Source organism: Pseudomonas putida (genome assembly GCF_028682395.1).
Lineage (GTDB): Bacteria > Pseudomonadota > Gammaproteobacteria > Pseudomonadales > Pseudomonadaceae > Aquipseudomonas > Aquipseudomonas putida_AB.
This window is the reverse complement of sequence record NZ_JANHLC010000016.1, coordinates 22,645-48,086: the sequence shown is the minus strand read 5'-3', so window position 1 is coordinate 48,086 and position 25,442 is coordinate 22,645. Positions and strand designations below refer to the sequence as shown.

24 protein-coding genes are annotated in these 25,442 nt (G+C 61.1%); 6 read left to right on the top strand and 18 right to left on the bottom strand.

Annotated elements, in window-relative coordinates; genetic code table 11:
* The 10 genes from NPS46_RS24565 to NPS46_RS24520 form a co-directional block, all read right to left on the bottom strand.
* The coding region (locus NPS46_RS24565; RefSeq protein ID WP_274111858.1) for a flagellin hook IN motif-containing protein at window positions 1-1,362 on the bottom strand (1,362 nt) is incomplete at its 3' end.
* 232 nt (window positions 1,363-1,594) lie between these two features.
* Entirely contained in the window at window positions 1,595-2,521 is a 927-nt protein-coding gene (locus NPS46_RS24560; protein ID WP_274111856.1) for a ketoacyl-ACP synthase III, read from the bottom strand.
* Between the two features lie 366 nt (window positions 2,522-2,887).
* A complete protein-coding gene (locus NPS46_RS24555) occupies window positions 2,888-4,573 on the bottom strand; it encodes a flagellar hook-associated protein 3 (protein WP_274111854.1) in 1,686 nt (561 codons plus the stop codon).
* 14 nt (window positions 4,574-4,587) lie between these two features.
* Complete coding sequence (gene flgK / locus NPS46_RS24550; RefSeq protein WP_274111852.1) at window positions 4,588-6,636, bottom strand: flagellar hook-associated protein FlgK; 2,049 nt, start codon at window positions 6,634-6,636, stop codon at window positions 4,588-4,590.
* A gap of 10 nt (window positions 6,637-6,646) precedes the next feature.
* Window positions 6,647-7,912, bottom strand: coding sequence for a flagellar assembly peptidoglycan hydrolase FlgJ (gene flgJ, locus NPS46_RS24545; protein WP_274111850.1), 1,266 nt, complete (start codon window positions 7,910-7,912; stop codon window positions 6,647-6,649).
* A gap of 10 nt (window positions 7,913-7,922) precedes the next feature.
* Complete coding sequence (locus NPS46_RS24540; protein WP_274111862.1) at window positions 7,923-9,011, bottom strand: flagellar basal body P-ring protein FlgI; 1,089 nt, start codon at window positions 9,009-9,011, stop codon at window positions 7,923-7,925.
* Between the two features lie 27 nt (window positions 9,012-9,038).
* On the bottom strand, window positions 9,039-9,734 hold the full coding sequence (gene flgH, locus NPS46_RS24535; RefSeq protein ID WP_274111848.1) for a flagellar basal body L-ring protein FlgH: 696 nt from the start codon (window positions 9,732-9,734) through the stop codon (window positions 9,039-9,041).
* A 53-nt stretch (window positions 9,735-9,787) separates the two neighbouring features.
* Window positions 9,788-10,573, bottom strand: coding sequence for a flagellar basal-body rod protein FlgG (gene flgG / locus NPS46_RS24530; protein ID WP_274111846.1), 786 nt, complete (start codon window positions 10,571-10,573; stop codon window positions 9,788-9,790).
* Window positions 10,574-10,618: 45 nt separating this feature from the next.
* Window positions 10,619-11,359, bottom strand: a complete 741-nt coding sequence (locus NPS46_RS24525) for a flagellar basal body rod protein FlgF (protein ID WP_274111844.1) — start codon at window positions 11,357-11,359, stop codon at window positions 10,619-10,621.
* A 250-nt stretch (window positions 11,360-11,609) separates the two neighbouring features.
* Entirely contained in the window at window positions 11,610-13,169 is a 1,560-nt protein-coding gene (locus NPS46_RS24520) for a sigma-54-dependent transcriptional regulator (RefSeq protein ID WP_274111842.1), read from the bottom strand.
* A gap of 333 nt (window positions 13,170-13,502) precedes the next feature.
* On the opposite strand from NPS46_RS24520, the gene phhA reads away from it, so the two are divergent.
* The 6 genes from phhA (at window position 13,503) to NPS46_RS24490 (ending at window position 17,762) form a co-directional block, all read left to right on the top strand.
* Complete coding sequence (gene phhA, locus NPS46_RS24515; protein ID WP_274111840.1) at window positions 13,503-14,288, top strand: phenylalanine 4-monooxygenase; 786 nt, start codon at window positions 13,503-13,505, stop codon at window positions 14,286-14,288.
* A gap of 45 nt (window positions 14,289-14,333) precedes the next feature.
* Entirely contained in the window at window positions 14,334-14,690 is a 357-nt protein-coding gene (locus NPS46_RS24510; RefSeq protein ID WP_274111838.1) for a 4a-hydroxytetrahydrobiopterin dehydratase, read from the top strand.
* Window positions 14,690-15,886, top strand: coding sequence for an amino acid aminotransferase (locus tag NPS46_RS24505; protein WP_274111836.1), 1,197 nt, complete (start codon window positions 14,690-14,692; stop codon window positions 15,884-15,886). The genes NPS46_RS24510 and NPS46_RS24505 overlap by 1 nt, the downstream gene beginning before the upstream one ends.
* Window positions 15,887-16,081: 195 nt before the next feature.
* A complete protein-coding gene (locus NPS46_RS24500; RefSeq protein ID WP_274111834.1) occupies window positions 16,082-16,213 on the top strand; it encodes a hypothetical protein in 132 nt (43 codons plus the stop codon).
* A gap of 73 nt (window positions 16,214-16,286) precedes the next feature.
* Window positions 16,287-16,469: a hypothetical protein gene (locus NPS46_RS24495; RefSeq protein WP_274111832.1), complete on the top strand. Its 183-nt coding sequence runs from the start codon at window positions 16,287-16,289 to the stop codon at window positions 16,467-16,469.
* Between the two features lie 96 nt (window positions 16,470-16,565).
* Window positions 16,566-17,762: an MFS transporter gene (locus NPS46_RS24490; protein WP_274111830.1), complete on the top strand. Its 1,197-nt coding sequence runs from the start codon at window positions 16,566-16,568 to the stop codon at window positions 17,760-17,762.
* Here the strand turns inward: NPS46_RS24490 and arfB are convergent.
* The 8 genes from arfB to NPS46_RS24450 all read right to left on the bottom strand — a co-directional run bounded on the left by arfB (window position 17,759) and on the right by NPS46_RS24450 (window position 25,376).
* Window positions 17,759-18,172 carry an alternative ribosome rescue aminoacyl-tRNA hydrolase ArfB gene (arfB, locus tag NPS46_RS24485; protein WP_274111828.1) on the bottom strand — a complete coding sequence of 138 codons (414 nt, stop codon included), beginning with the start codon at window positions 18,170-18,172 and terminating at the stop codon, window positions 17,759-17,761. The two genes, NPS46_RS24490 and arfB, sit on opposite strands and share 4 nt — an antisense overlap.
* A 102-nt stretch (window positions 18,173-18,274) precedes the next feature.
* Window positions 18,275-19,678, bottom strand: a complete 1,404-nt coding sequence (locus NPS46_RS24480) for an amino acid permease (protein ID WP_274111826.1) — start codon at window positions 19,676-19,678, stop codon at window positions 18,275-18,277.
* Between the two features lie 759 nt (window positions 19,679-20,437).
* Window positions 20,438-21,649 (bottom strand): 23S rRNA pseudouridine(2605) synthase RluB, encoded by a 1,212-nt coding sequence (gene rluB / locus NPS46_RS24475; RefSeq protein ID WP_274111824.1) that lies wholly within the window; start codon window positions 21,647-21,649, stop codon window positions 20,438-20,440.
* Window positions 21,650-21,791: 142 nt separating this feature from the next.
* Window positions 21,792-21,980: a DUF1289 domain-containing protein gene (locus NPS46_RS24470; protein ID WP_274111822.1), complete on the bottom strand. Its 189-nt coding sequence runs from the start codon at window positions 21,978-21,980 to the stop codon at window positions 21,792-21,794.
* Between the two features lie 35 nt (window positions 21,981-22,015).
* Window positions 22,016-23,038: an SMC-Scp complex subunit ScpB gene (gene scpB, locus NPS46_RS24465; protein WP_274111820.1), complete on the bottom strand. Its 1,023-nt coding sequence runs from the start codon at window positions 23,036-23,038 to the stop codon at window positions 22,016-22,018.
* A 12-nt stretch (window positions 23,039-23,050) separates the two neighbouring features.
* Window positions 23,051-23,749 carry a segregation and condensation protein A gene (locus NPS46_RS24460; protein WP_274111861.1) on the bottom strand — a complete coding sequence of 233 codons (699 nt, stop codon included), beginning with the start codon at window positions 23,747-23,749 and terminating at the stop codon, window positions 23,051-23,053.
* Window positions 23,750-23,869: 120 nt separating this feature from the next.
* The gene (locus NPS46_RS24455; protein WP_274111819.1) at window positions 23,870-24,499 is read right to left on the bottom strand and encodes an L-threonylcarbamoyladenylate synthase; all 630 of its coding nucleotides are present in this window, start codon (window positions 24,497-24,499) and stop codon (window positions 23,870-23,872) included.
* Window positions 24,500-24,512: 13 nt separating this feature from the next.
* Window positions 24,513-25,376, bottom strand: coding sequence for a PHP domain-containing protein (locus NPS46_RS24450; RefSeq protein ID WP_274111818.1), 864 nt, complete (start codon window positions 25,374-25,376; stop codon window positions 24,513-24,515).
* Between the last annotated feature and the right edge of the window lie 66 nt (window positions 25,377-25,442).

Genomic DNA, 25,442 nt, shown 5'->3' with positions numbered 1-25,442 from the left:
AGTCTCCACGGTCACGGCGGTGAACGTGTTTGCCGCCAGGCCCAGCTGGGTCAGACCAGTGCCCGAACTGCCGTTGGCCACGGTGAAGCTCTTGTTGGAGAACAGCGCCAGGGTGTTGTCAGCATTCTTGCTGGCGGTGACGCCAGTGCTCGCGCTGTTGATCGAGGAAACGATCGAGTCAGCAGTGTCGCCCTTCTTGAACTTCACTTCCACGCCATTGAGGATCACCGAGGTATCGGTGGTCAGCTTGGCCTGGGTGGTGCCCGATTGCAGACCCAGACGCGACAGCGCGCCCGGACCGTCAGTGGCGTCGGAACCGTTATCCAGCTTGATGGCTTTGCCGTCAGCGGAAGTCAGGACCAGACGACCGTCTTTCTCCGAAGCAGTCACGCCGGTGGCGGTGACGGTGGCCGGAGTGTTGATAGTGGTGACGGCCTGCGCCAGGGTCTGGCCGGCAGCGATGGTGATCTCAGTGCCATTGATGCTGACCTGAGAAGCCTTGGTCAGACCGGAGAACGCGGTCGCCGCGGTAGCGGTAGTCGGTGCAACTTCAACGTTGTCACCTTGTACCGAGAACGCCGTAGCCGACGTCATTTTGAGATTGCCACCAACGACTTCAGCCTTGACGCCAGTCGTGGCAGTCTGCCCGTTGATCAGGCCAGCAGCGGCCGTGATGTCGATGCCGGTACCGATGTTGATACCTGTGCCATTGACCGTCAGAACGCGAGCCGCGGTGGTGGTGGTATAGGCAGTAGTAGTGGCAAAGCCATTGACGAAGCTGCCTTCGCTACCGGTAACGTTCGCCGCCAGGGCTGTGGTGGTGCCAGCAGCCTTGGCTTCGCCATAGGAACCTTTCAGGCCAGTGGCGCTGATGTCGCTCATGCCGAACGAAATGGTTTCGTTGGCGTTGGCGCCGATCTGGAAGCCGACGTTATCGAACGAACCGTCCAGCAGTTTACGACCACCGAAGTTGGTGGTTTGCGAGATACGGGTCAGCTCGCCGGTCAGCGCGGTGAATTCCTGTTGCAGGGAGGTACGGTCGTCATCGCTGTTCGAGCCGTTCGCCGATTGCAGGGCCAGCTCACGCATACGCTGCAGGATGTTGGTCGATTCTTGCATCGCGCCTTCAGCGGTCTGGGCAATCGACACGCCGTTGTTGGCGTTGGCCACTGCAACAGTCAGGCCTTTGACCTGGCTGGTCAGACGGTTGGCGATCTGCATGCCAGCCGCGTCGTCTTTGGCGCTGTTGATTTTCAGGCCCGAAGACAGGCGGCTCATCGAGGTGCTGAGCGCATCGGAAGCCTTGTTCAGGTTCTTCTGCACGCCCAGGGACGTAATGTTGGTATTAACGGACAAAGCCATGACGAATCCCTCGTGGGTGGGTGCTGCGGCTTCCGGCTGGAGGGCAAACCCGACACATCCAGAAAACCTTCGTCACCTATATCGCCTAGAAAAAGCCTTTCTTGAGAGTTATCCCACTATCTTTTTTATGGCTACTCGCCATCAGCCTCCAAAAGCAGCCGTCGGGCCAAGCAAAACGCCCAGGTTTTCAAAGACCTGGGCGTTTTGGGACCGCTGTACGATGAGCCTGGGCTCAAGGCCGATAAATGACCGCCGAGCCCCACGACAGGCCGACCCCGAAACCGCTCAGCGCCACGCGCTGCCATTTCGAGTCGAGGACGTGGTGTTGCAACAACAGCGGAATACTCGAAGACACCGTGTTGCCGGTTTCGAGCATGTCCTTGATGAATTTCTCCGGCTCGCCCTCAAAACGCCGCGCCACCGCGTCGACAATGGCCGCACTGCCCTGGTGGATGCAGAAGGCGTCGATATCTTGCGGCTTGAGGTCGGATTCATCGAGTAACTGATGCAGATGCGCCGGCACCTTGAGCAAGGCAAAGTTGAAGACCTGGCGGCCATTCATGAAGAACACGCCGTCGCTGACCTTCAGGTATGGCGCACCAGAGCCGTCGGTGCCGAACTTGGCCTTGCCCAACTGCCAGGGGGCGTCTTCGCCCATCCAGGTGGCGGTAGCCGCATCACCAAAGAGCATGGTGGTGTTGCGATCCTCTGGATCGACGATCTTCGAATACGGATCGGCGGTGACCAACAGGCCGTTTTTCAACCCTGCGGCTTCCATAAAGCCCTTGAGGGCGTAGATGCCGTAGACATAGCCGGAACAACCCAGGGAAATATCGAACGCAGCGACATGCGTCGCCAAGCCCAGCTTGTCCTGAACAATCGCCGATGTGTGGGGCAAGCCCTCTTCATCGCCGTTTTGCGTGACCACGATCAGCGCATCGATGGACTCGCGCTTGAGTTCGGGGTTGTTGGCAAACAAGGCATTGACCGCCTCGACGCACAGATCGGAGGTTTCCTGGACCGCTTCCTTGCGCGGCAGGAACGCCGAGCCGATCTTGCCGAGAATAAACTCTTCATCCTTGGCGAACTTCGCACCCTGGGCGTAATTGTCCAGCCCGCCTTCTGGCACGTAGCTGGCGATGCTTTTTATGCCAATCATTGTGGCTTCCCAATACTGAATAACCGGAGGTCACCGCTCGCAAGATCGAGTGGTGCTGACAATGGGTGGATTGCGCCGCGTCAAAATGCGTCGCAGGCTCTTGCGCACACGCCGCAAAACGCCTGGCCGGGGCACCCGCCCGGCCATCCTTTTTCGCACGATACAGTGAAGATGCCCGTTGTGACTCATAGGTCACGCATTATGCGTCGCCCGCAAGAAACAATCAGCCATAAAGGCACGATCAAGCACTTATTGGATAACGAGGCAGACGGGCCGCAATCAAGCCCTGGAGGAAAAAATCGGTACTGCGAGGGGGCCTAGCGAGGAAAAACCGCCGGCACCTGGGTGCCGGCAGTCCAAACGGGCTTACATTTTGTTGAACAGGCTCAACTGGGAGATTTTGACAAAGGCCAGTTGCGAGGCCTGCAACAGCGATTGCTGGAACGCCAGGTCGATGGACGCCGTTGCGACATCGGTGTTGCCGATGGCGGCCTGGATGCTGCCATTGGCCAGGTCCAGACTGCTGTTCTCAACGCTCTGGATATCGATCGAGTTCAACCGCGCACCAATGGCGCCCTGCACACTCAGCACCTGCTCGCTGGCGTTGCTCAGATTGCCGATGGCCGAATTCAGCGCATCCTTGAGCTGGATCTGCGCCATCACATCGTTATCGGACGGGGTTTCCAGAGCCTTGCGCAGCTGGCTCAAGGTATCCAGGGCACTTTGGGTCTTGTGGCTGGAGGAGCCGATCACGAACTGATCACCGCCTTGCAGCGCCGCACCAAAATCGACTTTGACACCGTTGAAGGTCGCGGTCATGGAACCGGCTGGAGCCGGCGCCGGAGCCGCCGTAGCCGCGCCGCCGCCAATCGACTTGCTGGTGTCCGAATACGGCTGGGCATAGACCTTGTAGTCGGTGCCATTGGCGTCGAACTTGATCACCACGCCGCTGCTGGGGAAACCGTTGGTGTAGTCAGCCTTATTGGTGATCGTGGTGCTGGTGATCTGGGTGCTGGACGGGTTGCTTGGCGTGCGCGAGCTGTTGAAGCTTTCAGGCTTGGTCGCCAGGTTGAAGGTATAGCCGGCAACCTGCTCGTCGTTGGTCATCAGAACCGGATCGCCATTCGCATCAACCTTGGGCTGGTTCGTTACGGTATCGAACGCCTGGGGTGCAGGTGTCTTGAGCCGCAGCGTGATATCGAACTCGACACCGCGCAGGCTGATCTTGGAACCGCCTTCCTTGGTCGCATCGAACTTGCCGTTGCCAGAGACCTGGGAAGTGACGTCCTGGTTGTTCTTGTCAAAAATCTTGTATTCGGTGCTGCTGGTAAACGCCAGCTTATAGGGCTCGCCCTCTGCAAAGCTTTTGGTGTAAGCCGAGTTCGACGTCATCAAACCGGCCGACACCGATACCGTGCCATCGTTGGCCTTGGTAAGACCGGCAGGCGTGGCCGGCGTTGTATCGAATGCCGCCTGGGTCCGGCCCGAGTTGATCGCCGATTCCATCACGCTCTTGCCCGTGTCGTTGCTGGCCAGCGACAGGGTGTCGGACACCTGCAGGTTCAGCTGCATGTCGTCACCCTGGTAGGTGTAGGTGCCATCGTTATTGCGCACATACGGCGGCGTCGATGTCTTCGAGCCGGAAAACATGTACTGCCCCGAAGCATCTTTGCTGTTGAGCAGGCTGAGGATATTGCCTTCGATGTTGGACAGCTCTTCGGCAATCGACTTGCGGTCAGCATCGCTCTTGCTGCCGTCACCGGCGCCCAGTGCCAGCTCGCGGGCGCGCTGCAGGGCAGTATTAATGCTATCGAGCACGCTTTCTTCGTTGGCCAGGGAGTTCTTGAGGCTGCCCATATTGCCGCTGTACTGAGTCAGCATTTCTTTCTGCTGTTGCAGCATCAGCAGCTTGGCGGCGCCGACCGGGTCATCACCAGCGGTCTGGATCCGCACGCCAGAGGTGATCTGCTCGTTGGTCTTGACGATCGAGGAGAAATTGCTCTGGTACTTAGCCGCACTCGTATCGTAATACTGGGCTGTGGAAATACGCATCGTCGAAAACTCCCTTAAAGACTGTTGATCAGCGTGCTGAAGGTTTCTTGCGCGGCCTTGATGATCTGCGACGACGCGGTGTAGTACTGCTGGAACTTGATCAGGTTGGACGCTTCTTCATCCAGGTTGACCTGGGAGACCGCCCCTACCTCGGACTTGGCCCGCGCCAGAATGGCGCCGCTGGCCGTGCTGTCACCAATGGCCTGACTGGCCTTGGCGCCCACCTGCTCGACCAGGCGGCTATAGGCACCGCCCATGCTCATCCCGGCATTGCCATCGATCAGGCCCACCGTGGACTTGGTCTGCAAGCCGAGCAATTCATTGGCATTGCGGTTGTCTTTCTGGCCGTTGACGTTGAAGCCAACCTCGAACTTGTCGTTCTTGGACGGCGCACCACTGATGGTGGTGTCAAAACTGAAGCTCTGGGCTGGGGTCAACACCGCGCCATTGGCATCGCGCATCGGCACCTGGATACTCAGGTCGTTGCTCTGGCCCGGCACGATGGTCCCGGCCGCCGTAGCGATCTCGGTGCCGTTGTAATACACCTTGTACGGCTGGGTGCCGTCGGCGGCGACATCACCAAACACCAGGCTGACCGGCATCGAGTTCTTGATGCCCGCCTGCTGGGCAGCCAGCCCCGTACCGCCATAGATATCCAGCGGCACCGACAGGGACGGCTGGGTCATGGCCCCTGTACCACCATTGCCGGTGTTGGTGTTGGAAACCAGCGCGCCGGCAAAAGCGATCTTGTTCGAATCGGTCATCACCGTGTTGATGCTGCTCGCACCGGTGCGGGTCGGGACCACCTTGAAGGTGTCGCCGGCCGCCACGCCGCCGGGATTGCCTTTACCGTCCAGGGCAATCTTGAAACCGTCGATTTCGACCGGGTTGGCCGTGTCGTAAGGCCCCGTGAACACCTTGCCATCGGAACGCTTGACGCTGTATTCGGTGCCCGACGTAAAGGTCACTTCGTAGTCATAGGTGGTCAGCGCGCCGGTGTTGCTGATGGAGACGCTCAGGTTGTCGGAACCTGTACTGTTATTGGACGACGCCAGGCTGCGCTGGCTGATCGCCGAGGCGCTGTTGATGCTGGCGAACATCGCCGAGCCAAACTCGCCATTGGCATCGAGGCCCTGGCCCAACTGTTTGTTGATCTGGTCGGCCACCACCAAGGCGGTACGGCCCAGATCGTTGATGGCCGGGGTCAACACGTCTTCGCGATAGCGCAGCAGACCGCCAATCTGGCCACCGGAAATCACCGAGGTCACATCGGAGGAGTAATTGCCGGAGCTGACATGGATATTGTATTGGCTCTTATCGATCCCCGACGGGACTGCCGACATTTTGCTGGCGGTGCCGCCCAGGACCAGGGACTGGCCCGTCCCCAGGGACACATCGTAGCTGCCATTACGCTCCTGCACGGTCACACCGACCAGCTCATTGAGCGAGCGGACGGCCTCGTTACGCGCATCGAGCAGGTTATTCGGGCCGCTGCCGGCCGAGGTGGTGACCTGGGCGATCTGCTTGTTCAGGTCGGCGATGGACGCCGTCAACTGATTGACCTTGCCGGTCAGCGTGGTCAGCTGGCTGTTGATGCCCTCGTTCTGCTGTTGCATTTGCGAGGACAGCGAATTGAAACGGTTGCTCAGGGTCTGGGCATTGGTCAGCAGCAATTGGCGCGAGGCACTGTTGGTCGGGTCCGCCGCCGCTGTCTGGACCGAGGTGAAGAAACTGCTCAGGACCGCGCTGATACCGGTGGTACGGTCGGAAAACAGCTTGTCCAGCGGGTTGATCTGATCGAGGTACGCATTGGCATCGCTGCTCAGCGACGTGGTGGTCTGCAACTGGCTATCGAGAAAGGAGTTGTACACCCGACGCACGTCAGCCAGGGTCGTACCGCTGCCGATAAACACGCCGCCAGTGAGGTTCGAGGCATTGCTGCCTTGAATCGTTTGCTGGCGCGAGTAGCCCGCGGTATTGGCGTTGGCAATGTTATTACCGACCGTAGCCAACGACGCCGAACTGGCGTTGATACCCGACATCCCGATATTGAGCAGACTCATGATTCAGACCTTATAAATTCGTGGTAACGCTGGCCGCGGCGAAGTTCTCGTAACTCTTCATTTGCTTGGCAATCTGCGAAATCTTGCTGGCGTAATCCGGGTCCGTGGCATAACCGGCTTTCTGCAACTCGCGTACAAACTGCTCCGGTTTATCGGCCGACTTCAGTACATCTTTATAGCGATTGTTGCTCTGCAACAGCGTCACCAAGTCATGGAAGCTGTCCTGGTAGGAATCGTAGGAACGGAAGTCCGCGGTTTCCTTGACCATCTGCCCATTCTTGAACTCACTGGTAATCGCTCGGGCCTGGGCGCCCTGCCAACTGCCCGTGGCCTTGATGCCAAACAGGTTGTGGCTGCTGCTGCCGTCCTGCTGGCGCATGACCGATTTGCCCCAACCGGTTTCCAGGGCGGCCTGGGCCACCAGGTAATGCGCATCGATGCCAATACGGTCGGCGGCCTGCTGGGCCATCGGCAGCATGGTCGCGACAAATTCGTCCGGCGAACCAAATGCCTGCTTGGCCGGCGCCAGCGGCGGCTGGGCCATGGCGCGGCCGTAGATCTGCATCCGCCCGGCAGGGGCAGCAAAACTGCGTGCCGCCGGCCAGTCACCCTTGACCAGGCTATCGGCACCTCGACCCGGCACAGTGGCGCCCTTGAGCGCAGCCTGGCTGCCATCGGTCGACGGAACGATCCCGGCCAGCAGGCGATCCGTCAGCTTGCTGGGCAGCGACAAGCGCCGCTGATTGAGCAGCGCACGGTCGTTATGCAGCGCACCCTCGCCCGCCCCCACCGGCGCTTCCACCCGCGCCGCCCACAATGGCCGCTGGCCATTGGCACGCACAAACGGCGTGCCAGGTTCTGAACCGGTCACCGCCGCAACGCCGCTCACGGCGCTATCGGTGGTCGGCAACGCACTCTTGTGGCTGGAACCGTCAGCCGGCGTGCCTTTGTTTTTCGCCATCTGGCGCATCAACACATCGGCCAGGCCGATACCGCCACCCTGGCGCGACATCGTCACCGCCAGTTGCTGATCGTACATTTCCTGGTAGTGCTTGGCCGCCGGGGTATTGAGCGGGTTGTCCTTGCCCAGCACTTCGTTGGCAGAGCGCATGGACTTGAGCATTTCATTGAGAAACAGCGACTCGAATTCCTGGGCGACCTTGCGCATATTGGCGTCGCCGTCGCGATCACCGATCTTCAGGCTGTTGAGCCGATTGAGGTCGGTAAAGGCCCCCGAGTCGCCGCTGGTGGTCAGGCCACTTTTACGAATATCCATAGCGCTGGCCTCAGATCACGATCAGGTCGGCTTGCAACGCGCCGGCCTGCTTCAGGGCTTCGAGAATCGCCATCAAGTCGCCTGGCGCGGCCCCCACCTGGTTGACCGCCCGCACGATCTCGTCGAGCGTGGTGCCAGGGCCGAACTTGAACATCGGCTTGGCTTCCTGCTCGGCATTGACCCGCGAGCGCGGCACCACGGCGGTCTGGCCATTGGAGAACGGGCCCGGCTGGCTGACGATCGGGTCTTCGGTAATGGTCACCGTCAGGCTGCCGTGGGTCACCGCTGCCGGCGACACCTTGACGTTCTGACCGATCACGATGGTGCCGGTCCGCGAATTGATGATGACTTTGGCCACGGCCTGACCCGGATCGATCTCCAGGTTCTCCAGGATCGACAGATAGTCGACACGCTGGCTCGGGTCCAGTGGCGCGGTAACGCGAATCGAACCGCCATCGATGGCCTGGGCCACGCCCGGACCCAGCAGGTCATTGATTTTATCGACCACGCGCTTGGCGGTGGTGAAGTCGGAGCGATTGAGGTTCAGGGTCAGGCTATTGCCCTGGTTGAAACCACTCGGCACCGCTCGCTCAACCGAGGCACCACCGGGAATCCGCCCGGCCGACGGAACGTTGACGGTGATCTTGGAACCATCGCGCCCCTCGGCATCGAAACCGCCGACCACCAGGTTGCCCTGGGCGACGGCATAGACGTTGCCGTCGATCCCCTTGAGCGGTGTGAGCAGCAAGGTACCGCCGCGCAGGCTCTTGGAGTTACCGATGGACGACACGGTGATATCCACCAACTGGCCAGGCTTGGCGAAAGCCGGCAGATCGGCGCTGATCGACACCGCCGCGACGTTCTTCAACTGCACGTTGCCCGAACCCGGCGGCACCTTGATGCCGAACTGCGAGAGCATATTGTTGAAGGTCTGCAGGGTGAACGGGGTCTGCGTCGTCTGGTCGCCCGTGCCGTTAAGCCCGACCACCAGGCCATAGCCGATCAATTGGTTGGAACGTACACCGGAAATACTGGCGATATCCTTCAACCGCTCGGCCTGGGCGCCCAGGGCCGTCGACATCAGAAGCACGGCCGCCATCAGCTGCTTGAATTTCAACGTAATCACCTAGAAAGGGAACAGCGGGCTGAGGAAGAAACGGTCGAACCAGCCCGGCTGGCTCGCATCGGCAAACGAGCCGGTGCCGGAGTAGGTAATGCGCGCATCGGCGACCCGGGTCGAAGAGACGGTGTTGTCCGTAGCGATATCGTCGGCACGCACCAGCCCGGCGATACGCACCAGTTCATCACCGGTATTGAGGGTCATCCATTTCTCACCCCGCACGGCAATAATGCCGTTGGGCAACACATCGGCCACGGTCACGGTGATCGAACCGGTCAGGCTATTGCCCTGCCCTGCCTTGCTATCGCCCTTGGTCGCGCGCGAGCCACTGTAGCCGGCGTCCAAGGTCAGGTCGCCACTGCCCAGCGGGTTGTTGGTATTGACGCCGGCGCCGAACAGGGAAGTCAGGCCGATATTGGCATTGCTGTTCTTGCCGATGGCCGAGTTGGCGTTCTTGCTGGCCTGGGTTTTTTCGTTGAGCGTGATAGTGATGATGTCCCCGACCCGGAACGCCTTGCGGTCGCTGTACAGGTTCTGTTCGAAGCCGGCCTGGTAAATCGAACCATTGTTCGCCGCGGCGGGCAGCGGGGTGCGCGGCAACACCGGCGCGTAGTACGGGTCATTGGGCTTGGGCGGCGGCGCAACGCAGCCCGCGAGCACGGTAATCCCACTCAGTGCAAGAACAGAAAACAACCGATTCATGACCCTAACCTCACGGTGTTGCAGGCGCCCCAGAGAGCGCCCCATAGACTTGATTACAGATTCTGCGTAACGAACGAGAGCATCTGGTCGGCGGTGGAGATCACCTTGGAGTTCATTTCGTAGGCACGCTGGGTGGTGATCATATTGACCATCTCTTCCACAGTGCTGACGTTGGACGTTTCCAGGGTGTTCTGCAGCGTGGTTCCGAAACCATTGAGGCCCGGGGTGCCGATCTGCGGCGCGCCGCTGGCGGCGGTTTCCAGGAACAGGTTGTTGCCTGCAGCCTGCAGGCCCGCCGGATTGATGAAGTCGACGGTTTGCAGATTGCCGATGATCTGGGCGGCCGGGTTGCCGGCCACGGTAATGGAGACCGTGCCGTCCTGGCCGACGGTAAAGGTCTGCGCATCATTGGGCACGACAATCGCCGGCTCCAGGGTGTAGCCGTTGGCCGTCACGACCTGGCCTTCGGAGCTCAGATGGAAAGTGCCGTCACGGGTATAAGACGTCGTGCCATCGGGCTGCAGGATCTGGAAGAAGCCGCGACCGTTGATGGCCAGGTCCAACGGCTGCTCGGTGGTCTGCAGACTACCGGCACTGAAGTTCTTCTGGGTGCCGACAACGCGCACCCCGGTGCCCACTTGCAGGCCCGAAGGCAGCTCGCTGTCCTGGGTCGACTGACCGCCAGGCTGGCGTTTGATCTGGTACAGCAAGTCCTGGAATTCGGCACGATCACGTTTGAAACCCGTGGTCGAGACGTTCGCCAGGTTGTTGGAAATAACGGTCAGGTTAGTGTCCTGGGCAGACAGGCCTGTTTTGGCAACCCATAGAGCCGGAAGCATTCTGTTCTCCTCGAGCGCCTGTTTTACGGCGCTGGATGCTGGTAATTAGCTGATCTGCAAGACCCGAGCCATGGCCTGGTCGTCTTCTTTGGCGGTGTTCATCATCTTGATGTGGAGTTCGAACTGCTTGGACAAAGCCAGTACCGCGGTCATTTCTTCCACGGCATTGACGTTGCTGGCCTCCAGGAAACCGGAGACCACCTGCACACTGGCATCGGCCGGGGCGGGCTGGCCGTCCTTGGTATGGATCATGCCGTCGAGGCCCTTGGTCATATTCTTCAGGTCCGGCTTGACCAACTTGATGCGGTCGACCTCGGCCATGACACGCGGGCCTTCACCCATCGCGCGAATACTGATGGTGCCGTCCTGGCCAACTTCGATCTTCTGCTCCGGCGGCACGGCAATCGGCCCGCCATTGCCCATGATCGGCATGCCGTTGCCGGCACGGAGCATGCCCAGGGCGTCGACGTTCATGCTCGCGGTGCGCACATAGGCCTCACCGCCATCGGGAGTCTGTACCGCCAGCCAACCGTCACCGCCGACGGCGACATCGAGGTCGCGGCCGGTTTCGACCATGGCGCCAGGAGTGAAGTCAGTGGCCGGACGCTCCGACATGGCAAAGGCCCGCGCCGGAAAGCTGTCGCCGAACACTGGCATCGAGCGCGCCTGCTCGAGGTCACGCTGAAAGCCATTGGTGGAAATGTTCGCCAGATTGTTGGCATGAGCCCGCTGGGCCAGAGCATTCTGGCTGGCGCCGGTCATTGCCACATACAGGTACTTGTCCACGTTCCTTCCTCTTTCTGACGGACGTTTGCCGCCCAACGCTATGCTGGCAATGCCAGTAGCAATTTCTGCACCAACTCTTGAGAACCGCGTTTGCGCCCAGCAAATACGCGGGGTTCTGGGTGCCATAGAGGAATCGAGGAGGCAGGCAAGACGAAAAAACGGCGCACTTCTGCCGCTTGCGGCAAAAGCGTCCCCGCCGTCGCCGCTGGCTAGTGGTAATTGCTAAGGCCGACCGGCCGTTTTACTGGCGCTACGCCTGGCTCTTGCCCAGTTCGTATTCGCGTAGCTTATTGGCGATGGTGGTATGGGAGACGCCCAGGCGCTTGCCCAACTGCCGACTGCTCGGGTGCTCGGCGTACAAGCGCTCCAGCACGGCCTTTTCGAAGCGCCCGACAATCTTCTCCAGACTGCCCTCCAGGGAGAACTCCCCCAGCGGCTGGCGCACGCCGTAATCAGGCAGCCGGATGTGCTCGACCTTGACCGTCCCGCCGTCACACAAGGAAACCGCCTGGAACAGCACGTTCTCCAGTTGCCGCACATTGCCCGGCCAGTGGTAATGCCTTAGCCGCTCCAGCGCCGCCCCGGCCAGTTGGGGCAAAGGGCAACCGATCTGCCGGCTGGCCTGGTCGAGAAAGTGCTCGACCAGCGGCTCCAACCCATCCAGGCACTCGCGCAACGGCGGAATATGCAGCGACAGCACATTGAGACGGTGATACAGGTCCTGGCGGAACTCACCACGGGCACACAGTTCGGAGAGATCGACCTGGGTCGCACAGATCACCCGCACATCGAGATACACCTCCTCGTCGCTGCCGACCCGGCGAAAGCAGCCATCCTGCAGAAAGCGCAGTAACTTGACCTGCAAGCGCGGGCTCATTTCCCCGACACCGTCGAGAAACAAGGTGCCGCCTGCGGTCAGCTCCAACAGCCCCAACTTGCCTTCCGCCCGAGCCCCCTCGAACGCCCCCGGGCCATAGCCGAACAACTCGGTTTCGGCCATGGACTCGGGCAATCCGGCACAATTGAGCGCCATCAACGGCGACTGTCCACGCGGGCTGGCCAGATGGCAGGCGCGCGCCAACAGTTCCTTGCCCGTGCCGGTTTCGCCTTCGATCAGCAGCGGCGCATCGAGCGGGGCCATCCGCCGGGCTTCGCGCACCACGGCGGCCATCACCCGCGAACTCTGGAAAATACTGTCGAAGCCGCGCAACTCCTGCTTGCGCACGTTGTAGATCCGCTCGCCCACGCGGTCGGCACGATGCAGCGTCAGCACTGCGCCGGCCATCGCCTCGCTGTCGTCATGTTCAGATTGCAGTGGGGCAATATCCGCCAGAAATACGTCGCCCCTGACCTTGACCCGCAAACCATTGATCCGCGACTTGCTAGCCCGCACCAGCTCCGGCAAGTCGAAGCCCTCGGCATAGCGCGACAACGGGATACCCGGCACCTCGTCGACCCGTACCCCGAGCAACTGGGCCGCAGCCCGGTTGGCGGCAACAATGGAGCCGCCCATATCGATGGAGAGCACGGGGAACTCCAGCGCCCCCAACAAGGCATTGAGTTCCATATGCCGACGCTCGCTGGGCATCAGCCCGACACGTTTAACGCCAAACACGCCGGCGATGGTTTCGAACTTCGGCCGTAGAGCCTGGAACTGCAGGTTGATCAGGTTCGGGCAGTGTAGATAGATCGCATTGCCCTGATCGCCCCCCACTTCGCCACGCGCTACGTTGATCCCGTAGTCGACCAGCAGATTGAGGATGTCGCGAAGAATACCGATACGGTTCTGGCAGAGAACTTTGATGCGCATGGCAAGGATTCCGGGATAACGGACGCTACACACCTTGCCAATACCTTCTAGGAGCAAGCGTGCTCGCAAGCCCTGGTGCTCAGGTAAAGGGGGAATGTGGTCGGTACTTTTTTGTGCAGACGAGAGATTTCCGTAAACAATATGTTACGAACGGCGTCATATACAACCCCATCAACACGCCTTAGCGGCCCTTGCGTAACGTTTTATTTACAAATACCCACCTCTTTCACCGGCCTTTTGTGCCAGTACCTAGCTGCAACCGCGTGCGCCTCGGGTTATCACTTAAGCCATTGCAGCGCAGAACAAGAACGAGTTTCTCCAAAGGAGAGCAGCATGAAAAAGACCCACTACGTGGCCCGCGAGCCCGACGCGCAGGGGTTTATCGACTACCCGCCTGCCGAGCATGCGGTATGGAACACCCTGATCACTCGCCAATTGAAAGTGATCGAGAACCGCGCATGCCAGGAATACCTGGACGGTATCGAGCAATTGGGTCTGCCCCACGACCGCATTCCCCAACTCGGCGAAATCAACCAGGTGCTGGGCGCTACCACCGGTTGGCAAGTCGCCCGAGTGCCTGCACTGATTCCTTTCCAGACGTTCTTCGAGCTGCTGGCCAACAAGCAGTTTCCGGTCGCGACTTTTATTCGCACCGAACAGGAGCTGGACTACCTGCAGGAGCCGGATATCTTTCATGAAATCTTTGGCCACTGCCCGCTGCTGACCAACCCCTGGTTCGCCGAATTCACCCATACCTACGGCAAGCTCGGCCTGAGTGCGACCAAGGAGCAGCGGGTCTACCTCGCGCGCCTGTATTGGATGACCATCGAATTCGGTCTGGTGGATACTCCAAAGGGCCGGCGTATCTACGGTGGCGGCATTCTGTCCTCACCCAAGGAAACGGTGTACAGCCTCAGCCAGGAGCCGGAGCATCAGGCCTTCGACCCACTGGAAGCGATGCGTACACCGTATCGCATCGATATCCTGCAGCCGTTGTATTTTGTCCTGCCGGACCTGAAACGGCTGTTCGACCTGGCCCATGAAGACATCATGAGCCTGGTCGAGCGCGGTATGCAGTTGGGCCTGCACAGCCCGAAATTCCCACCGAAAGCCGCCTGAAGCGCCGCTTTCGAACGTCCCTGGAACCTTGTCGGAAGCTTTTTTATGAACACATTGAACCAAGCCCATTGCGAAGCCTGCCGCGCTGACGCCCCCCAGGTCAGCGACGAAGAACTGCCGGTGCTGCTCAAGCAGATCCCGGACTGGAACATCGAGGTGCGCGACGGCGTGATGCAGCTGGAAAAATGCTACCTATTCAAGAATTTCAAAACCGCCCTGGCCTTTACCAATGCCGTGGGCGACATCTCCGAAGCCGAAGGCCATCACCCAGGCCTGCTGACCGAGTGGGGCAAAGTCACCGTGACCTGGTGGAGCCACTCGATCAAGGGTCTGCACCGCAACGACTTCATCATGGCCGCGCGTACCGACGAGGTCGCCAAGACTGCCGAAGGCCGCAAGTGATGCATTTTCAAGCCATTACCCGGGTTCCGGGCGATCCGATCCTCGGCCTGATGGAGGCCTACGCCCAGGACCCCAACCCGAACAAGTTCGATTTGGGGGTCGGGGTCTTCAAGGATGCCCAGGGCCTGACCTCGATCCCGCGCGCGGTCAAGCTGGCCGAGCAATTGCTGGTCGACCAGCAGCCCACCAAAACCTATATCGGCGGCCACGGCGACAGCCGCTTTGGCACCTTGCTCAGCGAACTGGTGCTGGGCAACGACGCGCCGGCGCTCGCGGCCCGTCGCGCTGGTGCAACCCAGACCCCGGGCGGCACCGGCGCCCTGCGCCTGAGTGCCGACTTTATTGCCCAGTGCCTGCCCGGTCGCGGCATCTGGCTCAGCGATCCAACCTGGCCGATCCATGAAAGCATCTTTGCCGCCGCCGGCCTCAAGGTCGGTCACTACCCTTATGTGGGACGCGACAATCGCCTGAATGTCGAGGCCATGCTGGCTGCCCTCGAACAGATACCCCAGGGCGATGTGGTCCTGCTGCACGCGTGCTGCCACAACCCGACCGGCTTCGATCTGGCCCAGGCCGACTGGCTCAAGGTCCTGGACATTGTCCGCCGGCGCGAGCTGCTGCCACTGATCGACTTTGCCTACCAGGGCTTTGGCGATGGCCTGGAGCAGGATGCCTGGGCGGTCCGGCTATTCGCCGCGACACTGCCGGAACTGCTGATTACCAGTTCCTGCTCGAAGAACTTCGGTCTGTACCGCGAGCGCACCGGGGCGCTGATCGTCTGCGCGGCCGAGCATGAAAAGCTGCTGGATATCCGCAGCCAACTGGCCTCGATTGCCCGCAACCTATGGTCCAACCCACCGGATCATGGTGCCGCGGTGGTGGCGACCATCCTTGGCGATGCCGATCTGCGCGCCTTGTGGGTGAGCGAAGTCGACGCCATGCGCGCGCGCATCGCCCAACTGCGCACGGGGCTGGTCGAAGCCCTGGGGCCTTTTGGCCTGGCCGAGCATTTCAGCCATATCGGTGTGCAGCGCGGGATGTTTTCCTACACCGGGCTCACGCCGGGTCAGGTCCAGCGCCTGCGCGATACCCATAGCGTCTATATGGTCGGAACGGGCCGGGCGAACATCGCCGGTATCGACGCCAGCCGCCTGCCCCTGCTGGCCAAGGCGATTGCTGAAGTCTGCGTCAGCTAGCTGGCGGCACGGCGCCTGGAGGACCGCACCGCGACGCGTGCCCAACGCGGCGCGTGCGGCCCCAACCGCCCGGCAACAGCCCTAAGCGCGATAAAAAGTCTGTTTGTCATTTGCAGTGCTGTATCCTGCCCAAGCTTTTTAAAAGCGCAGAGCCATACCCGCTATTTAAAAACGACCTTGCGAGGAGCGAAGACGATGCACGAGATCCCCAACTTCCCCTATCCGAACCTGCAATCCACAGAGCAGGCAAACGCGCAACAAGCCAGCGCACAACCGGCAGAACCCAGCGAAAGCGCAGACAGCCAAACAGCCGACAGCGAAGACTGAAGGCCTCGTATCAGGCCATGGGAAAGCCGTGTTATGGCCGTTTTCCCATAGCCTGACAAAAACCGGACAGCCCATGACTGACACCTTCAGCCAGACCCAGGCCAGCGTTCTGATCGGCACCGCCGAAAAAATGATCGACATCTGGAACCGTCTCAGCCCGCAAAAGCAGGCCCTCTTGCTCGAACGCTTTGGCAGCCAGGAAAACGCCCTCGCCGCCCTGGTCACCACGCAGTTGCTGGCACCCGCCGCAGACTGACTGCCGCCACCTCGACCTGACGCGTCGTTACCCTCCCGCCGTTGCTCAAGCGCGGCTATCATAAGCCCCCTATCTTTCTTCGCGGCCGTGTTACCCATGCCTGAAACCCAGCGCCCCGCAGCCGTCACGCTGCAAGTCGTGTCGATCGTGCTCTTCACCTTTATCGGCTACCTGAATATCGGCATCCCGCTCGCCGTCCTGCCCGGCTACGTGCATAGCCAACTGGGCTTCGGTGCCGTGATCGCGGGCCTGGTGATCAGCGTGCAATACCTGGCGACGCTGCTCAGTCGCCCGTATGCCAGCAAGATCATCGACAACCTGGGCAGCAAGCGCGCGGTAATGTATGGCCTGGCCGGCTGCGGCCTGAGCGGGGTTTTCATGCTGGCGGCCGGCTTCTTACAGGCCACGCCACTGACCAGCCTGATCTGCCTGCTGGTGGGCCGCCTGGTGCTGGGCAGCGCCGAAAGTCTGGTCGGCTCGGGCTCGATCAGTTGGGGCATCGGCCGGGTCGGCGCACCGAACACCGCCAAGGTGATTTCCTGGAACGGCATCGCCAGCTATGGCGCTCTGGCCATTGGCGCACCGCTCGGTGTCTGGATGGTCGGCCAGTTGGGCCTATGGAGCATGGGCGTGAGCATTGTGTTGCTCGCGCTGGTCGGCCTGCTGCTGGCCTGGCCAAAACGTGCCGCGCCGATTGTCGCCGGCGAGCGCCTGCCCTTCATGCATGTACTTGGGCGTGTGCTGCCCCACGGCACCGGCCTGGCCCTGGGTTCCATCGGCTTTGGCACCATCGCCACCTTTATCACCCTGTACTACGCCACCCAGCAATGGTCGAACGCCGCACTGTGCCTGAGCCTGTTCGGCGCCAGTTTTATCGGCGCGCGGTTGCTGTTCGGTAACCTGATCAACCGCCTGGGCGGCTTTCGCGTGGCCATTGTCTGCTTGTCCGTGGAAACCCTCGGCCTGCTGCTGTTATGGCTCGCACCCACGGCCGAACTGGCACTGGCCGGCGCAGCCCTCAGCGGCTTCGGCTTTTCCCTGGTATTCCCCGCACTGGGCGTGGAGGCGGTCAATCTGGTCCCGGCTTCCAGTCGAGGCGCTGCGGTGGGCGCCTATTCGCTGTTTATCGACCTGTCCCTGGGCATTACCGGACCCCTGGCCGGCGCCATTGCCGCCGGTTTCGGCTTTGCCTCGATCTTTCTCTTTGCCGCGATCGCCGCCTTCTGCGGGCTGCTGCTGACCCTCTACCTGTATCGCCAGGCACCGCGCAACCGGCAGTTACGCGAGGGTTAGAAGTCGACCCGCCCGCGCCCGGCCTTGATATCGCCGCGCTTGCTCTTGCTCTCCAGCCGGCGCTTCTTCGACCCCAAGGTCGGCTTGGTCGGACGTCGAGCCTTTTCGACTTTGGCGGCGGCAATGATCAACTCGCTCAAGCGCTGTAGCGCATCCGTGCGGTTCTGCTCCTGGGTGCGATACTGCTGGGCCTTGATCACCACCACCCCGTCGCTGGTGATCCGGCTGTCGCGCAGGGCCAACAGGCGCTCCTTATAAAAAGGCGGCAGCGAGGAAGCCTGGATATCGAAACGCAAATGCAGGGCGCTCGACACCTTGTTGACGTTCTGCCCACCGGCGCCCTGGGCGCGGATGGCCGTCAATTCGATCTCGCTATCGGGCAGGTGCACGTTGTTGGAAATCACCAGCATTGAGGGGATCCACTGTCGGGGGCGTACAGGATACGCCGGTCAGCACCGGGTAAAAACAGAAAACCCGGCACAAGGCCGGGTTCTCTGTGGATTCGCCGTGACCTATTTGGCCAGGGCGAGTTGGGCGCTACGTTTGTTCTTGAGGGTATAGCAGACCCACATAAACACCAGCCAGACCGGAATCGCGTAGACCGAGATCTGGATCCCCGGAATCATTAGCATGATGCCCAGGATAAACACCACGAACGCCAGGCAGATCAGGTTGCCGTAGGGGTACCACAGCGCCTTGAACAGCGGCGTTTGCCCGGTGCGGTTCAGGTGCTGGCGGAACTTGAAGTGCGAGAAACTGATCATCGCCCAGTTGATCACCAGGGTCGCGACCACCAGCGACATCAGCAACTCCAGGGCATGTTGCGGCATCAGGAAGTTGAGCAATACCGCGATCAGTGTCACCACCGCCGATGCCAGGATCGAACGGACCGGCACGCCACGCTTGTCGATCTTGGCCAGTGCACGCGGGGCATCACCCTGCTCGGCCATGCCCAGCAGCATACGGCTGTTGCAGTAGGTGCCACTGTTGTAGACCGACAGGGCCGCCGTCAGGACCACAAAGTTGAGCACATGGGCCGCGGTATTGCTGCCCAGGATCGCGAAGACCTGAACGAACGGGCTACCGCTGTAGGCATCACCGGAGGCATTGAGCGTCACCAGCAGGGTGTCCCATGGCGTCAGGGACAGCAGGACCACCAGGGCACCGATATAGAAAATCAGGATGCGGTAGATCACCTGATTGATCGCCTTGGGGATCACGGTTTTCGGCTTGTCGGCCTCGGCTGCGGTGAAACCGAGCATCTCCAGGCCGCCAAAGGAAAACATGATGATTGCCATGGCCATGACCAGGCCGCCGACACCATTGGGGAAGAATCCGCCGTGCTCCCACAGGTTGCTCACCGACGCCTGCGGGCCGCCGCTACCGCTGACCAGCAGATAACTGCCCAGGGCGATCATGCCGATAATGGCCACGACCTTGATGATCGCGAACCAGAACTCCGCCTCGCCGAAGACCTTGACGTTGGCCAGGTTGATCACGTTGATCAAGACGAAAAAGGCGGCGGCCGATACCCAGGTCGGGATCTCCGGCCACCAGTAGTGCACGTACTTGCCGACCGCCGTCAGCTCGGACATGCCCACGAGGATATACAGGATCCAGCAGTTCCAACCCGACAGAAAACCGGCAAAGCCGCCCCAGTATTTATGGGCAAAGTGGCTGAAGGAACCGGCCACCGGCTCCTCGACAATCATCTCGCCCAACTGGCGCATGATCATGAACGCGATAAAGCCGCAGATGGCATAACCGAGGATCATCGATGGGCCGGCCGACTTCAGCACCCCGGCCGAGCCGAGGAAAAGACCGGTACCGATGGCGCCACCAAGGGCGATCAACTGGATATGGCGATTTTTCAGGCCGCGCTTAAGCTCGCCCGAATGGGAGGTTGGTCCACTCATTGAAAGGGTCTCACGCAAGGTTCGAAGATGTTCGTTCAGCGGCGCAGCTCAAGCACCTGGCAGTGCTTGTCAGCTCTTGAGCGCCGATCAACTCCCAGCGCGGGCACAGTGGTGTTTCAAGGATCATGCGTCACCTGCTTGTTTTTGTCCGTGACGAAATCGAACCCGCCACGCTTATGGCGCAACGGAGTTTACAAGGCGGATAGCCTTGAATTCATGGGGCGCAGGCGCCGGCTCTGGGTTGCCCGAAGGCAAGCGAAGATCACACTGCAGCCTGCGACCGACACGGGAATACGCGGATACGTACTCGAGTCACAGTCAAATCGCGGCGCATTGTACACCTGTGGCCAGCAACGGCCAGACACGGCGAAGCGCTCGATCCCGGTTACGAGGGCGAGGAAAAGAGAGGGGTAGAGCTTTCGGCGTACATTGCGCCTCCTTTTTTGTTGTCAGCCCGGCACGTCGGGCAGGCCCCATCACACCCCGGCAAGCGGCGTAAAACAAGCCTTCTGCGACATCGGGCAGGGATGCGCACCCGGTTTTTTGGAAGTATTTTTTTACACGCGCTCGAAGGCGCTTCATCACGCCGAATTGACTGACTTCAATGTAAAAATTTTCTTACAAGGCGGAAAGAATTCCTTCCAGACCGCCGCCATTCGTTGATCTCGTCAGTCACACCTGCCAGGCCGGCCATACGCCAGGCCAAAAAAAACGCCAACCCGCAGGTTGGCGTTTCTTGTCACGAGCGTACCGCGAAGCTTACTCCGGCTTGCGCCGTCCGAAGCCCGGGCGTTGACCCGCACCGGCCGGGGCGCCACGGCGCTTGCCCGACGGTGCGTCCTTGTCGACCAGCACAATACCCGGACGGGTTGCCTTGGGCTTGGCCGGACGCTTGGCTGTATCGGCCGGGCGATCGGCGACCGGCGTGCCGCGCGTCGAATCGCTGCGACCATTGGCCGGGCGCGGTGTACGCGGGGCACGGCTGCCGTCCTTGCCTGGCGCCGGCTTGCGCGAACCACGCTCGCCTTCTACCCGCGGCTCGCGGCTTGGACGCGGCGCGTCAGCCGAGGCACCGTTGGCCGGACGCAGGGTCCGCACGCGCTCGGTACGGGCCATTGGCCGCGACGATTTACGCTGCATACGCTCCAGCTTGTCTTTGCTCTTGGCATTGAGCTGGGGCATGGCGACCGGCGTCAGGCCCACTTCGGCGCTGAGGATATCCACTTCGTACTGGCTCATTTCGCGCCAGCGCCCCATCGGCAGGTCGGAGTTGAGGAATACCGGACCGAAACGCACGCGCTTCAGGCGGCTGACCACCAGGCCCTGGGACTCCCACAAACGACGCACCTCACGGTTACGTCCTTCCATGACCACGCAGTGGTACCAGTGGTTGAAGCCTTCGCCACCGGGTGCTTGCTGGATATCGGTAAAGCGCGCCGGACCGTCTTCCAGCACCACGCCCGCTTTGAGCCGCTCGATCATTTCATCGTCGACTTCACCGCGTACACGCACGGCGTACTCGCGATCCATCTCGTAGGAAGGGTGCATCAAGCGGTTGGCCAGCTCACCATCGGTGGTGAACATCAGCAGCCCGGTGGTGTTGATGTCCAGACGACCGATATTGATCCAACGCCCTTCTTTAGGCTTTGGCAGCTTGTCGAACACGGTCGGACGGCCTTCTGGGTCGTCACGGGTGCAGATCTCGCCGTCGGGTTTGTTGTACATGATCACGCGGCGAACCGATTCGGCTGCCTCTTCGCGCTTGATGACCTTGCCATCAATGGTAATGGCGTCATGCAGGTCGACACGCAGGCCCAAGGTGGCCTCCTTGCCGTTGACCTTGATACGGCCCTGGCTGATCCAGGACTCGACATCGCGGCGCGAGCCGACGCCGATACGGGCGAGAACCTTCTGCAGTTTTTCGCCTGCTGGGCCGATTTCCTGGCTGTCTTTCTGATCGTGGTCACTCATCTGGGCACCTCCCGGTGTGTCGATTCAGGCAATGGCCTGAGGGTCTGAAAACGGTTCCTGTGGCGAATGGATCGCCAAGGGGTCGCGAATCATACGCGCATGCGCGCACGAACGCATCAGAGACTAGACGCTGGCAGGGCGATCAGCGCTTTTTCCGCCGGCCGGTGGCCGCCAGTTGCAGCAGGCGTAGCTCGGCTTCAGCCAATACCGCACGCTTGTCCGCCTTGTCGAGTTTCTTCCAGGCCTTGATCTCGCGCTTGCTGCGCCCGCAGCCCAGGCAGATATCGTCCGCAAACTTGCACACGCTGATGCAGGGGTCCTTGCTCGACATATACAGACCTCGGTTTTTTGCCGATAACGACCGGATCAGTCGTCCAGCAGGCGCCGCTCATTTTCGATGGCCTCAGCCAGGGCCTGCGCTTCGGCCTCTTCATCACTGAGCTCGGGCTCCTTGGCGGCGGCATCCAGAGCCGCGACGGCCGCCAGCAACTGCGCCCGGGCCCGGGCGGCCTCGTCAAAAGTAGCCTGTGCGTCGGCGTAGGATAGCGCGCCTAGCTCCGATTCAGGTTCAGGTTCAAGCTCAGGTTCCGGTTCTAACTCTGGCTCCGGCTCCGGCTCCGGCTCCGGCTCCGGCTCCGGCTCCGAAAGCCTATCGACCGTTTCCGCGAACGGGCCCTCGCGCAACAAATCATCGAAATCGGTCTTGAGCCCCTCCTCCATCGAATCCAATTCAACCAACAGGGTATGGAAACTGGTTTCGTCTTTCGCCTCTTCCGGCTCGCCACTGGCATCGGCCAGGGCCTGCAGGCTGGCCGGGACCGGCGCATCATCGAAATCGAGCACTGGATCGGGCTCCAACTCGCGCAATTCGGCCAGTGGCGGCAGGTCGTCAAGGTTCTTCAAATTGAAGTGGTCGAGAAAACCCTTGGTCGTGGCAAACATCGCCGGCTTGCCGGGCACATCGCGGTAACCGACCACCCGGATCCACTCGCGCTCCAGCAGGGTCTTGACGATATGGCTATTGACCGCCACACCGCGCACGTCCTCGATCTCGCCCCGGGTAATGGGCTGGCGATAGGCGATCAGTGCCATGGTCTCCAGCATGGCCCTGGAGTAACGCTGGGGGCGCTCTTCCCAGAGTCGGCCGACCCAGGGCGAAAAGCGCTCGCGAATCTGCAGGCGATAACCCGAGGCCACTTCCTTGAGTTCGAACGCACGGCCTTCACAGGACTTGCCCAGTAGCGTCAGGGCTTTCTTGAAGACCGCCGGCTCAGGGCGCTCGCCTTCCTCGAAGAGCTCGAACAGGCGCTCCATCGACTGTGGCTTTCCGCTGGCCAGCAGAAAGGCTTCGAGCAGGGGTGCCAGCTCGCGGGGTTCGTTCAGATTCATTGATTCGGCTCGTTATTCGGCTCGCGCCCGCACATGGATCGCAGTAAAGGGCTCATTCTGCACCAGCTCGACCAGGGATTCCTTGACCAGTTCGAGAATCGCCATAAAGGTCACCACGACCCCCAAACGCCCCTCCTCTGCCGTAAACAGCTCGACAAAGGGCACAAAGCCACCACCTTTGAGACGCTCCAGCACATCGCTCATGCGCTCACGGGTGGACAGTTGCTCGCGACTGATTTGATGACTCTCGAACATATCGCCTCGGCGCAGCACCTCGGCCATCGACATCAGCAACTCGTCAAGGCTGACTTCGGGCAACAGCTTGCGGGCCCGCGCCTCGGGGGCGTCGAGCTTGGGCACCTGGACGTCGCGGCCAACCCGACTCAAGCCATCGATACCTTCGGCAGCCGCCTTGAAACGCTCGTACTCCTGCAGCCGCCGGATCAGTTCGGCGCGGGGGTCTTCTTCCTCTTCCTCGACGGTGCTCGAGCGCGGCAGCAACATCCGCGACTTGATCTCCGCGAGCATGGCGGCCATCACCAGGTATTCGGCGGCCAGTTCCAGGCGCACCGTCTTCATCAACTCGACATAGCCCATGTACTGGCGGGTAATTTCCGCCACCGGGATATCGAGAATGTCGATGTTCTGCTTGCGGATCAGGTACAGCAGCAGGTCGAGGGGCCCTTCGAAAGCTTCGAGAAAGACTTCCAGGGCATCCGGCGGAATGTACAGGTCCACCGGCATCTGCGTGACGGCCTGCCCATAGACCAGGGCAAAGGGCAGCTCCTGTTGCGCGCCGGCCTGCTCGTCGACGGTTTCGACCGCGGACATCTAGGCCTCGACCATAAAGGGCGCCGGGTCGCCACAACCGACCCGCACCACTTGCGGCTCGTCATCGGCCAGATTGATCACCGTGGACGCCTTGATCCCGCCAAAACCGCCGTCGATGATCAGGTCCACATGGTGTTCGAGCAATTGGCGAATTTCATAGGGGTCGCTCAGCGGCTCGCTGTCGCCGGGCATGATCAGACTCACGCTCATCAGCGGCTCGCCCAGTTCTGCAAGCAGGGCCAGGGCAATCGGATGGCTGGGAATCCGCAGGCCGATGGTCCGGCGCTTGGGATGCAGCAACAGCCGCGGGACTTCCCGCGTGGCGTTGAGGATAAAGGTATAAGGGCCCGGAGTATGGGCCTTGAGCAGACGAAACAGACCGGTATCGACCTTGGCAAACAGGCCCAACTGCGACAGATCGCTGCAGATCAGCGCGAAGTTGTGCTTATCGTCCAACTGACGCAAGCGTCGCACGCGCTCGATGGCGCTCTTGTCGCCGATCTGGCAACCGATGGCATAGGACGAGTCGGTCGGGTAAATCACCACCCCGCCCTTGCGGATGATCTCCACCGCCTGCTTGATCAGGCGCGCCTGGGGGTTTTCCGGATGAATCTGGAAAAATTGGCTCACATTTTCTACCTGTTCAGACGCATGCGGTTGGCTGGTCATGTGCGAAGCGACACCAAAGCGGCGGCAGGTCTTCGGGTAACGGACGGTATTCGCCGATCTCGGACCAGCCTCCAGGGCCATGAAAGTCACTGCCGGCGGTGACCAGCAGGCCAAACTCACGGGCCAGAATCGCCAGACTGCCCACTTGTTCGGCTGGCTGGTGCCCGTTGACCACCTCGATAGCGTGGCCTCCCGCTTGAATATAGTCGCCAATCAGGCGGCGGCGCTTGCTGCGCGTGAAATCATAATGCCATGGGTGCGCCAGACTCACCCAGGCCCCGGCCTCGCGCAGGGTCGCCACGGTGTCTTCGAGGCTCGGCCAATGCTGCTTGACGTCGCCCAGCTTGCCGGCACCCAGCCACTTGCGAAACGCTTCGGCGCGGTCTTTGACGAAACCGGCCCGTACCAGGTAGTCGGCAAAGTGCGGACGCGCGGGGGCGTTGCCGCTGTCGCCCAGTTCCTGCTGGATCGCTCGCGCACCTTCCAGCGCATCGGGCATGCCCTTGAGGGCCAGCTTGCGGCTGATTTCCTCGGCACGCAGCCAGCGACCCTCGTGCAACTTGGCGATGGCCTCGACCAGCGCCGGGGCCTCGATGTCGAACCCGTAGCCCAGGACGTGAATCGTCGCGCCGCCCCAGGTGCACGAAAGCTCGACCCCGTTCACCAGGCGCACGCCCAGGGCATTGGCCGCGGTACGGGCCTCTTCCAGGCCCTCGACGGTATCGTGATCGGTCAGGGCCAGTACCCGCACGCCGTGTTCGTAGGCACGCGCAACCAGTACCGCGGGCGCAAGGGCGCCGTCGGAGGCCGTGCTATGGCAGTGCAGGTCGATTTCCACGCAGACTATTACCTTTCGCTGTCATTGATGTTTGTTATTATGCCGCCACATCCTGCTTCTGGCTGC